The organism is Streptomyces sp. NPDC088254, assembly GCF_044740925.1.
GTDB lineage: Bacteria > Actinomycetota > Actinomycetes > Streptomycetales > Streptomycetaceae > Streptomyces.
In genome coordinates this window covers 362930-374558 of sequence record NZ_JBIURQ010000001.1, presented here as the reverse complement: position 1 = coordinate 374558, position 11629 = coordinate 362930, and the positions used below count along the sequence as shown (strand labels likewise).

Genomic DNA, 11629 nt, shown 5'->3' with positions numbered 1-11629 from the left:
TCAGTCCTTCCGTGCGGGCGAGGTGAGGACCGCGCCGTGCAGCCGGGTCGGGTCCAACGGACGTGTGAGTCCGTCGAGTTCGGCCGCGATGACGCCCGTATGCTCAGCCCCCTCCACGGCGAGCAGACCGTCCCCGCGCACATGGGCGGTGAGCGCGTCGAAGGCGGCGCGGTCATGGTCCGCCACCCCCATGCGCACCCGTGTGATGCGCCGTGCGCCGTTCGGGTGGTGCACGGCGGCGGGGCGCTGCGGCGGGTCGTAGGCGGAGACGACGAACGGCAGCCGGGCCGGGCGGGCGGCGAGGAACTGGTAGCGCACGCGGTCGCCGTCCGGCCGGGTGCGGCGGCCTTTCATGACGCGCGAGACGCGGAGCTGGCCGGCGCGCAGCGCCGAATGAACGCCGGCCAGTTCCGTGTCGTCGGTCTCCAGCGCCAGGTCCCGCCAGCCCTCGCCCGGGCGGGCCCAGCGCACCAGCCGCTCTCCGGCCGCCACACCGTTGACGGCACTCATGGGCCACTTCAACAGACGGAAGGCAGGAGGCAGTTGGAAGAACTCGATGAAGGGTCCCTCCTCGAACCACACCAGCGCGTTGTGGGCGCGTTCTGGTGCGCTCCCCCACTCGACGGTGAAGCCGAGCTCTGTGTAGTCCCGTACGACCGACCGGACGTCGTCGACCTTGCACAGGACGTGGCTGCATCTCAGCACGGTGTTCTCCCCCGACGTGATCAGTTGGTACGGGCCGCGAACAGCCGCTGCCCCAGCGGTACCAGCGGATGGTCCTCGTCCGGCGCGGTGACGACATCTCCGAGTCCCGCTCCCGCCAGGACGTCGAGCCACTGCCGACGGGAGAGGAACGTGGTGTCGGAAGTCCGTCGGGCGTCTTCGGAGGCGGTCATCATGAACGCCTGGGAGGCGAGGATCTCCAGGTGTTCGCGGGTCGGTTCGGTGATGAACAGATGGCCGCCCGGAGCGAGCAGTCCGACGAGTGACCGCACTGTCGCGTCGGTGTCTCGCGCGTTGTTCAGGACGCCGGCGGCGATGACGACATCCGCGCTGCCGGGCTCGAGCCCCTGGGCAGCCGGGTCCTGGTCGATGTCGTACAGGCCGTGGCGGATCCAGCGGTGCCCGGCGTGGCGCTCCTTGGCCGTGGTGACGAAGAAGTGGGAGACGTCGGTGAACAGGTAGTCGACCGGCGGCCTGCCGGGTCCGTTCTGCGTGAGGGCCTGGGCGACGGCCTCCGTGGTTGCCGCCGTCCCCGCCCCGACCTCGACGACCCGCAGCGGGCGGGCGGCGTCGCGCACCGCGGCCAGGGAGCGTACGGCACTGGCCACAGCGGTGTTGAGGTAGCCGGCGGTGATGGTGTCCCGGTACACGGCGTCCGCCACCTCGGTGCGGCCCTCGGGGAAGAGCAGCAGTGCCGCCTGCTGCTCGCCGGTCATCAACTGGGGCAGCCGCTCGGCGTTGCGTCGCAGGTACGTGACGAACTCCGGTGTGCCGAGGCCGCGTTGCCAGGTGGCGGCGGCCGTGTCCCAGGCCCGGCGCACCGCGGCGGGATCCACGGGCGAGGCACCGCGGAATCCGTCTCCGTCCCGCTCGATCACCTTGCGGTCGGCGAGGATGCGCAGCCACCGCCGGATCAGGGTGTGATGGGGCGGTGCCACGCGGGCGGAGGCCAGTACCTCTTCGGCGGTCTGTGTACGCCCGGGGTCACTCAGTGCGTCGGAGTGCTGTAGCGCGGCGAGCATCGAGGCGAGCACCGCCTCGTCGAGCTGCCGTACGAAGTCGTCGGCCAGGCGGGGATCGACGGTGCCGACGCGGCGGTCGGCCTCGGTCGTCGCGTACCGCACGAGTTCACGCAGGTCGGATCCCGCGCTGGTCAACTCGGCTGTGCGGAGTGGCTGATGGGACTGCCCGGGTCGCAGCGTCGGATAGCCCAGCTCCTTCGTCAGGTCCTGCCACATGCGGCACAGCGTCAGGTGGTACTGGTCGGGCCGCTCGGCATCCGGGTCGCCGAGGATCGCGGCGCGTGCCGCCTTCAGGTCCGCGCCGATGGCGGCCGGCCACTGCTCGCGCAGCAGGTGCCGGTAGTCGGGCGGACCGGCTGCGCCCAGCGGGGACGTGCTCGGCTCGTCCAGGTGCTCGGTGCCGGGAGCGTCGAAGTCGAAGCGGTTCCTGACCGGTTCAGGGATGTGCAGGCGCGGGCTCCACAGCACCGGGCCGTGCGGATCGGTCAGGGTGAGGCTGCCCCCAGGGGTACCGAGGGTGACGCGGTGCAGGAGATGCAGGTGGTTGTCGGGGTCGTCGGGGTCGACCTGGTTGTGCACGCGGAGTGTGAGCGGTGCGCCGGCGATGGTGCCGGTGAGGACCGCGAAGGGACCGCCGCTGTCGGTGGAAGCAGCCTTCACCTGCCAGGGCCGTAGACCGCCGAGTGCCTCTCCCAGGATGTGCAGCAGGGGGAAGGCGACCTGCGAGGCGCATGCGGCGTCGACGTAGGCCACGGGTTGCCGGGCGAGGGCCGTACGGGCGGCCTCGGTGAAGCGCCGGACCTCCGGCAGACGCACGTAGAGATCGCTGAGCCGGTACCGCACGCCGTTCCTGCGCGACTCGCGCAGGCAGGCGACCAGGTCGTCGTGGTGCACGGGCTGCTCCTGCACGACGTGGACGCCGCGCCGCAGCAGCCGTAGCGCCAGGTCGGTGCCGACACCGCCCAGGACTCCGGAGCGGACGACGACGCAGGCGAGGTCCACGTCGTCGGGCACCTGGTCGACGTGGGTGTACAGCGGTACCCGGTGCCGCGCGGCACACGCCACGGACCGCTCGCTGCCCGCGGCCAGCACACCGACGATCTCGAAGTCGGCGGGCATGCCGGCCAGGGCGGCCAGGTAGAACTGCCCGAACGTCGTCCCGCAGACCACTGTCTTCAGCCGCGTGTTCACAGTGCGCCTTCCTCGATCGTGGCGAGTTCCGAGATCGCCGTGTCGTGCACGGTCACGTCGCACAGCCCGGGCTCGGCGCGCAGGCGCGCGACGGCGGACCTCGGGTCGAGTGCCGTGTCGGCGCGGTGGGTGCCGCGCGGCACGTCGCCGCGCAGGGCCGCCAGTGCGGCCACGGCTGTGACGGCGCCGGTGAGTTGTGAGATGCCCGGCGCCCGCAGGATCGCCGTGCGTGTCACGCTCCGGCCCGCGCGGGTGCCGTCGAGCTGCGCGAGGAGCGTGACGTACGGGCTGCGGCCGGCGGTGTCCAGCGCGGCGGCCCGGCACAGGGCGACCACGGCGTCGGCCCGGTCGAGGGAGCGGGCCGCGTCGAGCGCGGCGGCCAGGTGTTCGCCGTCCACCGCCGTGAACCAGTTCCCGTGGGTGAGCGACAGGTCGCGGGCCAGCCGCTCCCCTTCCGCATCCAGGTACGGGAGGGTCACCACTTCCCTTGCGAAGTGGGGCAGTTGCTGCCCATTGAGCCGCTGCAGAGCGCCCCCGCGCCGGGCACCGTCCCGCCAGGCGGCGAGGGGTTCGGTCGTGCCGTCGAGCACCCCGTCGAGGTAGTCGTGCGCGCCGGTCTCTGTGAAGCGGTCCAGCACTCCCGCATACGCGGTGAGTCGGTGCACCGAGTCGAAGTGTTCGGCTGCCAGCCAGCGGGGCAGCAGCCCCGAAAGACCGGGCAGCGCCCCGGCGTCGTACAGCGCGGTGCGCTCCCCGACGGCCGTCCGCACGCGGTCCAGTCGCCCGCCGCCTCCGGCGTCGACCATGTCGGCTCCCGCCATCAGCGCGGCGAAAGTGACCCGCTCCGAGGTGCGGTGCGAGGGGCCCGCACAGTGCACGACAAGGTCGCAGCCCCGGACGAACGCGGCGAGCGAGGCCGCGTCGTCGACGTCCACGGCGGCCGCCTCCGCCTCCGTACCGGCCAGGTGGGCGGCGACGAACCGCTTGGCCCGTACGTCGTCGCGGCCGCCGATCCGCAGGGGCCCGGCCCCCCACCGGGCCAGCAGCCGCGCCGCATGGCCGCCGACGGCGCCGTATCCCCCGAGTACGCCGATCACAGCGCGCCCTCCTCGGTCTCCGCGCTCTGTGCCGACTCCTGGGCGAGGGCGTGCGCGACCCGCTCCGGTGTCGGCCCCGCGAACAGCCTCCGCAGTGGCAGCTGCACCCCGAACCGCTGCTCCGCCAGCGTCAGGAAGCGGGTCGCGAGGAGGCTGTCGCCGCCGAGTACGAAGAAGCTCTGCCGGCGGCCCACGGCCGACACGCCCAGCAGGTCCGCCCACATGGTCGCCACGGCCTGCTCCAGCTCGCCCTGCGGTGGCTCGTCCGGATCCTCGTCCCGCGCCGCCGCGGCGAGCGCGGCGACAGAGGCGCGGTCGACTTTGCCGTTGGCGCCGAGTGGCAGCCACGGCAGCACGGTGATCTGCTCAGGCACCATGTGCGCGGGCAGCCTGGCCGCCGCGTGGTCGCGCAGTGCGGCCGGATCGAGGTCGACGGCGTCCTGGGGCCTGCGGGCCGTCAGTATCTCGACGAAGGAGTCCGCGAGGGGCTGATGCGCAACCCCGTCGAATCCGGCACCGGTCAGCAGCTCGGCCCAGCGCGCAGGAGGCAGAATCGGGGTGCCCGCGGTGCGCCGCTCGCGGTCGAAGTGCGCGTATCCGCCGTCCAGCAGGGCGGCCGTGAGCAGGGCGACCGGTGTGAGTTCGGACCGTTCGACGGCCAGCAGGACGCCACCGCGTCGTGCCAGCAGCCCGGCCAGGGCGGGCCCGTGGGACGGGTCCGGGCTGCGGTGCAGTGCCTGGTCGGCCACGACGACGTCGAAGCGGTGCCGCAGGTCGTCGGGGACGACGATGCCGTGCTGCCGTCGGCAGGTGACCTTGTGCGGCGAGGCCGCGAGTCGGCGCTCGGCCGCATCGACGAGGGCCGGATCACTGTCGAGCAGCGTGTAGCGCACCTTCTCGGGTGCGAGGCGGCCCAGGAGTCGTTCGGCACCGCTGCCGTCCCCACCGCCGAGTTCCACGACCTCTATGGGCCCGTCTGCCTCGGTGGCCAACTCGTCTATTCGGAGGGCGAGTTCGTCCATCGCACGCTCGCTGCCGGGGTCGGCGGCGGCGAGTCGCGCCGGAGCGAGCACGTCGTCCTCGAGCAGCACGGTGGCGGCAAGGCGCCCGGCGAGGATGTCCCGGAAGTCGCCGAGGCGTTCGGTCAGGCGCTGACGCGCGCGGGTGATCAGGGCTCCGTAGGTGTCCTGTGCGCCCTCCGCCTCGGCGTCTCCCAGCCGGGGGCCCACGGCGTACGTTCCCCCGTCCTCCACGAGGACCTTGCGTTCGGCGAGCCAGCGCAGCCACAGCCGCAGAACCGGCAGGTGCTCCCCGGCGACCTCCAGAAGGGCTGCCCACTGTGCGGGAGCGAGACCGGAGGGCTGCCCGGCACGTGCGTGCAGGTCCAGAAGGCGAGTCAGGAAGGACTCCGCCGCCGCGCTCTCCACCCGACGGGCACGCTCACGGAACTCCCGTGTCGATGCCCCCGGTTGCGCGTCGGCCACGTTCCCCTGCGCGGAGCCGGGGGCCGGAACGACCGCGGCGGCCAACCGTCGTGCCGCGCCCTCCCCGGCCACCGTGACGACGGCACGCCCCGCGCCGGGCGCGTCCCGCAACGCCGCCTCGATCTCGCCGAGTTCGATGCGGTGACCGCGGATCTTGACCTGGTGGTCGGCACGGCCGAGGAACTCCAGGGTGCCGTCGGGCCAGTAGCGTCCGAGGTCGCCGGTCCGGTACCAGCGGTCCGCTCCCTCGGCCACGAACTGCCTCGCCGTCAGCTCGGGCGCCCCGCGATAGCCCCGGGCCACCCCCGCACCACCGATCCACAGCTCGCCGGGGACCCAGTCGGGGCAGTCGCGGCCGTGGGCGTCGACGACGCGGAAGCGCTGGCCGCGCAGCGGACGCCCGTACGGGATGGAGCGCCATTCCGGGTCGATCGCCTCGACCTCGCAGGCGTTGGACCAGATCGCGGCCTCCGTCGCACCGCCGAGCGCGACGAACCGGCACCACGGGCACTGTTCGGCGAGCCGGCCGGGCAGGTCGAGGCCCACCCAGTCGCCGGAGACGAGCACGAGCCGCAGCGGGTCGGGCGGCTGAGCACCCTCGGCGACGGTGAGCAGCATGTCGAGCAGGGCGGGGACGGTGTTCCAGAGCGTCACCTGATGGCGGCGCACCAGGTCGAGCCAGCGGCGCGCGTCGCGCCGGTCCTCCTCCTCGATGAGGACGAGCGCGCCCCCGGCCGACAGCGGCCCGAAGACGTCGTACACGGACAGGTCGAAGTCCAGCGCGGACACCGCGAGCACCCGGTCCGCCTCCGTCACGCCGTAGCGCTCGTTGATGTCGGTGACGGTGTTGGCGGCGGCCTGGTGGGTGATCTCGACGCCCTTGGGGTCGCCGGTGGACCCGGAAGTGAAGATGACGTACGCGAGTGCGTCGCCGGGTACGTCGACAGGGGCGGCGGCCACGTCCGTCGAGGGCGCCGCGTCGACCGGCACCGCCTGGACCCCCTCGGTCGGGGCCGTCTCCACCTCGCCGACGACCAGGCGTACGCCCGCGAGGCGGTGGATGCGCTCGCGCCTCGCCCGCGGCTGGTCGACGCCGACCGGCACGTACGCGGCCCCGGCGGCCAGCACGCCCAGAACGGCCACGATCTGGTCCGGGCCCTTGGGCAGGCAGACGGCGACCGTCTCGCCCCGCCGTACCCCGCGCTCCGCGAGCACGGTCGCCAGTCGCAGGGCCCGGTCGGCGAGTTGGCCGTAGGTCATCCGCTCGGTCCGTTCGCCGTCGTCCCGGACGAGAGCGGTGCGGTGCGGCTGGTCGGCGGCGCGGCGGAAGAAGTCGCGGTGGAGCAGGCCGGGCACGCCGGCGCCGGTCGCGTTGACGGTCGCACGGGTGGCGCGCTGCGGGGCGGGCAGCAGATCGGGGGCGGGTGCGGTCCAGCCGGGGCCCGTGGCCAGCCAGTCCACCAGCCCGAGATAGGCGTCGAACATCGCGTCGACGAAGCCCTCGGGAAAGAGTTCCTCGACGACGTCCCAGTTGAGGCGGACAACGTCGCCGTCCTCGGTGACCTGGTGGTCGAGCCACACCTGCGGGGTCTGCGAGACGCCCCACACCTGCCGGTCGAAGGGCGCGCGCGGAGTCTCGCCGCCCACCCCCAACGCACTCGTGAAGACGACGGGCATGGTCAACTCGGGCTCGCCACTGCGACGGGCCAGTTCACGCAGCACCCAGACGGCGGAGACCTCCCGGTGGTCGAGAGAACGCCAGAGTTCCTCCTGAACGCGGCGGGCCCGCGTCAGCCAGCTGTCCCCGGCCTGCGGGCGGGACGAGACGAGCATCAGCGAGGTGAAGTCACCGAGGACACGGCCGATGTCGGGATGTACGTCACGGCGGTCGAACAGGGTCAGGTTCAGGGTGAGTTCCGGACGGGCACTCCACCGGCCGAGCACCTCGGCGAAGGCGGTGAGCAGCACGCCGGAGGGGGTGAGTCCGTGGTCACGGGCCCTTTCGGTGAGGGCCTGCCAGCGATCCGGTGCGATGCGGGCCTCGCGGCGGGTGAAGTGAGGGCGCTCGACGGTGGACGGGTCCTTGGCCAGCGGCAACGCCGGGGCCTGAGGCAGCTGTGGCAGCAGTTCGGTCCAGTAGTCGCGGGCCGAGGCGATGGCTTCCGGGTCGGGGGCGGTGGAGCAGACGTAGTCGCGGAACGACACGTCCACGGAAGGGAGTTCGGCGTCGGGATCGGCGTACAGCGCGGCGAGTTCGGCGTAGAAGACCAGGATGCTCAGCGCGTCGAGGACGATGTTGTCGATGCCGATGCCCAGTCGTGTACGACCTCCCGCGCGCACCCCGCGTACGGCGAACAGCGGCCAGACGGCGGGATCGAACACCTGGTGCGAGGCGGTCTCACGCAGTTCGGCGAAGGCGGCCTCGGCATCGGGGCCCGCATCGGTGATCTCGACGGTGAACCGCGGCACCTCGGCCAGGATGCGCTGCTCGCCGTTCTCGTCGACGACGGCGCGCAGCATCTCGTGGCGCTCGACGAGCCGGTCGATGGCCGCTTCCAGCCGTCCCGCGTCCAGATCCTCGACGTCGTACTCGCGGTAGAAGTGGCAGCCGATGCCGCCCAGCGTGAAGTCCTCGCCGCGCCCGAGCCAGTAGGCACGCTGCACGTCGGTGAGCGGGAACGGTTCGTGGCGGTGCTCGGGGGCGGCGGTCACCGCCCGCTCGGTGCGGCCCGTCCCGTCAGGGCGCAGCCGTGCGGCGAACGCGGCGAGCACGGGGTGCGTGAAGAGGTCGGCGAGGCGTACGTCGCCCCATCCGCCGGTACGCAGCCGTGCGACGAGGCGGGTGGCCAGCAGCGAGTCGCCACCCAGGGCGAAGAAGTCGTCCTCTCGTCCGATGTCACCGACGCCGAGGATCGCCGACCACGCCTCGGCGATCTGTCGTTCGCGCTCGTCGCGCGGCGGTGTGACGGCCCGAGCAGCCGCGGCGCCGCATTCCGCCACCCGCTGCGCGATCGCCTTCCGGTCGATCTTCCCGTTGGGGGTGAGCGGCAACTCGACCAGGACGACGACGCGTTCCGGCACCATCGCCGCCGGCAGTGACTCTGCGACCCAGGCACGCAACTGCGCGGGATCGGCGACACCGGTGACGGCGGCGCCGAGGCGCCGGTCCTCGCCGACGACCGCCACGGCCTTCTCCACCCCGGGCACCGCGGCCAACGCGGCCTCGATCTCGCCGAGTTCGATGCGGTGCCCTCGCACCTTGACCTGATGGTCGGCACGGCCGAGAAACTCCAGGCTGCCGTCGGGCCGGTAGCGGGCACGGTCACCGGTGCGGTACCAGCGCACCCCGTCCACATCGGTGAACCTCTCGGCCGTGCGGACCGGATCCCCCCGGTAACCGCGCGCCACTCCGGCTCCGCCGATCCACAGTTCGCCGGGCACGAAGTCCGGGCAGTCGCGGCCGAGCGGATCGACGACACGGCACCGGACGCCCCGCAGCGGTGTCCCGTACGGCACCGACACCCACTCGGCGGGCACCTCGCCCACCTCGCAGACGGTGGAGTGGATGGCGGTCTCGGTCGTGCCGCCCAGCGCCACGAAGCGGCAGTCCGGTGCGACCGTCCGCACGCGGTCGGGCAGGTCGAGCGGCACCCAGTCGCCGCCGAGCAACGCGAGCCTCACCGTGGGCAGTCCACTGCTGCCCGCGGCTGTGACCAGCATGTCGAGCAGAGCCGGTACGCAGTTGACGACACTCACGCCATGGGTGCGGACCAGATCCGCCCAGACGGTGGCATCCCTGCGAGCGGGTTCCTCGACGCAGACGAGTGCGCCGCCGGCCGCGAGGGTGCCGAAGACGTCGTACACCGACAGGTCGAAGTCCAGCGCGGACAGGGCCAGGGTCCGGTCGGCGGACCCGATGCCGAAACGATCATTGAGGTCCGCGACCGTGTTGACGGCGGCCGCGTGCGTCACCTCGACGCCCTTGGGCTCTCCGGTGGAGCCCGAGGTGTAGATCACGTACGCGAGGTCGGCCGGGCTGCCGGGGAGGGGTGCGGGGAGGGGCTGGGTGCTGTCCGGCACTGTGGTGTCGTCGAGTACGAGGCGTATGCGGGCCGCGGTGTGGATGCGCTCGCGGCGGGCAGTGGGCTGGTCGATGCCGAGGGGGAGGTAGGCGGCGCCCGCGGCCAGGACACCGAGTACGGCGGTGATCTGGTCGGGTCCCTTGGGCAGGGTGACGGCCACCAGATCTCCTGGGCCGACGCCACGGGTCCGCAGGTGGCCTGCCAACTCAAGTGCGCGCGAGGAGAGTTCGCCGTAGGTGAGCGACTCACCACTGCCCCACAGCAGCGCGGGCGAGTCGGGCCCGATCGCCGCCCGCGCGAAGAAACCGTCGTGCAGGCGCACGTCGTCCGGCCGCCACACCGTGTCGTTGACCACTGCCCGCACCTGTGCCTGCGCGTCGGGCAGCATGGACGGCACAGGCTCGGTCCACGCCGCCGGGTCGTGCAGCAGCCGGTCGAGCTGACCGCTGTAGCCGGCGAACATGGCATCCAGAACGCCCGGCGCGAATGCGTCCTCGCGGGCGTCCCAGTTCACGAGCAGCCCGCCGCCCATCTCCGTGACCTGCGCGTCGAGCCAGACCTGCGGTCCCTGCGAGATGATCCAGGACGCCTCGCCGAAGCTCTCCCGCACCTCCTGCGCGAACAGTTCGCCCAGGCCCAGAGCGCTGGTGTAGACGACGGGAGCGAGCATGCGTTCGCCGTGCAGCCGGGAGGCGTCGCGCAGCACCTCGACACCCGAGTACCCGGCGTGCGCCACATCCTGGTGGAAGCGCTCCTGCAGGCGGGCGGCGCGCTCGGCGAAGGTTCCGGGTGTCCCTCCGTGCCAGGCCAGCAGCACGGACGAGGTGAAGTCGCCGACGAGTGCCGCCACGTCGTCGTGCAGCGGCTCGCGGTCGAACAGCGGAAGGTTGAGCAGGAACTCGGGCTCCGCGCCGAACGCCTGCAGCGTCTCGGCGAACACCGCCGCGAGCGCCATGGCGGGGGTCAGACCGTGCCGGCGCGCGGCCTGCTCGAAGCGCCGGGTGCGCTCGGCATCGAGGTGCAGATGACGTCGTACGACGGTGACGGCCTCGGCGTCCCCGGCGGCGACCGGGAGTCGGGGTGCGGCAGGCAGATCCGGCAGCCGTTCCCGCCAGTACGCGCGGTCGGCCTCCAGCGCGGCCTTGCGGGCCGTCGAGTCGCGGGCGGCGCGGCGTTCGGCGAGGTAGCGGGGGAAGCTGTAGCCGAGCTCGGCCAGGGGTGTCGCGGGGTCGGCGTAGGCACGGGCCAGGTCGGCGAGCAGCACCCGCAGGCTGAGCGCGTCGGCGGCGACCATGTCGAGGTTGACGTGCAGCCGCGTGCCGCCCGGCCGCAGGGTGTCGGGCAGCAGCGACAGCTGCACGTCGAGGACCTCCGCGGCCGTGATGTCCAGGTGGCGGTGCGAGAGGTCGCGGCGCAGGCCGGCGAGGCGCTGCTCGGCGTCCACCCCGGAGAGATCCCGGAGGTCGTGCACGAGCAGTCCGGGCCAGGGACTCTCGGGCAGGATGCGCTGGCGCCCGTCGTCGAGGACGCACACGCGCAGCATGCCGTGCCGCGCGAGGACGGCTCGTACCGCGGCCTCCAGACGCGACGGGTCCACGTCCCGGCCGTCGAACTCGTGGTAGAAGTGGGCTGCCACACCGCCGAGTTGCTGCCCGTCCGCCCGCCCCACCCAGTAGGCGTGCTGCATGAGAGCGAGATCGAAGGGCTCCGCCTCGTCCACGGCAGCCGTCTCGGAAGCCGGGCCCTCGGTGCGCCGCTCGGCGACGAGCCGCCGCCAGGCCGCGAGTGTCGGCTCGGCGATGAGATCCGCGAATCCGATGTCGAGGCCGGCGCGCCGACATCGCCCGGCCAGTCGCATCATCGCCAGTGAGTCCAGCCCGAGGTTGATGAGGTGGACGTTGTCGTCGATCTCCTCGGAGCGCAGCCCCAGAAGTTCGCCGACGGCTCCCGGCAGATCCATGCCCTCGTCCGTGCGTTCCTGTGCCACCTGAATGCATCCCCCTCGAGTCACGGTCCGTTCCGGCCAAAGC

The 11629-nt window shown here is 72.8% G+C and carries 4 protein-coding genes; all 4 read right to left on the bottom strand.

Annotated elements, in window-relative coordinates; genetic code table 11:
• From ACIOC0_RS01650 to ACIOC0_RS01635, 4 genes are read right to left on the bottom strand one after another with little or no spacing between them, the layout of a single operon-like run.
• Positions 1-705, bottom strand: coding sequence for a VOC family protein (locus tag ACIOC0_RS01650; protein ID WP_402151009.1), 705 nt, complete (start codon positions 703-705; stop codon positions 1-3).
• 20 nt (positions 706-725) lie between these two features.
• Positions 726-2936: a Gfo/Idh/MocA family oxidoreductase gene (locus ACIOC0_RS01645; RefSeq protein ID WP_402151006.1), complete on the bottom strand. Its 2211-nt coding sequence runs from the start codon at positions 2934-2936 to the stop codon at positions 726-728.
• Entirely contained in the window at positions 2933-4033 is a 1101-nt protein-coding gene (locus ACIOC0_RS01640) for a saccharopine dehydrogenase NADP-binding domain-containing protein (protein ID WP_402151003.1), read from the bottom strand. Before ACIOC0_RS01640 ends, ACIOC0_RS01645 begins: the two co-directional genes overlap by 4 nt.
• On the bottom strand, positions 4030-11586 hold the full coding sequence (locus tag ACIOC0_RS01635) for an amino acid adenylation domain-containing protein (RefSeq protein ID WP_402151000.1): 7557 nt from the start codon (positions 11584-11586) through the stop codon (positions 4030-4032). The genes ACIOC0_RS01640 and ACIOC0_RS01635 overlap by 4 nt, the downstream gene beginning before the upstream one ends.
• Positions 11587-11629 lie beyond the last annotated feature (43 nt).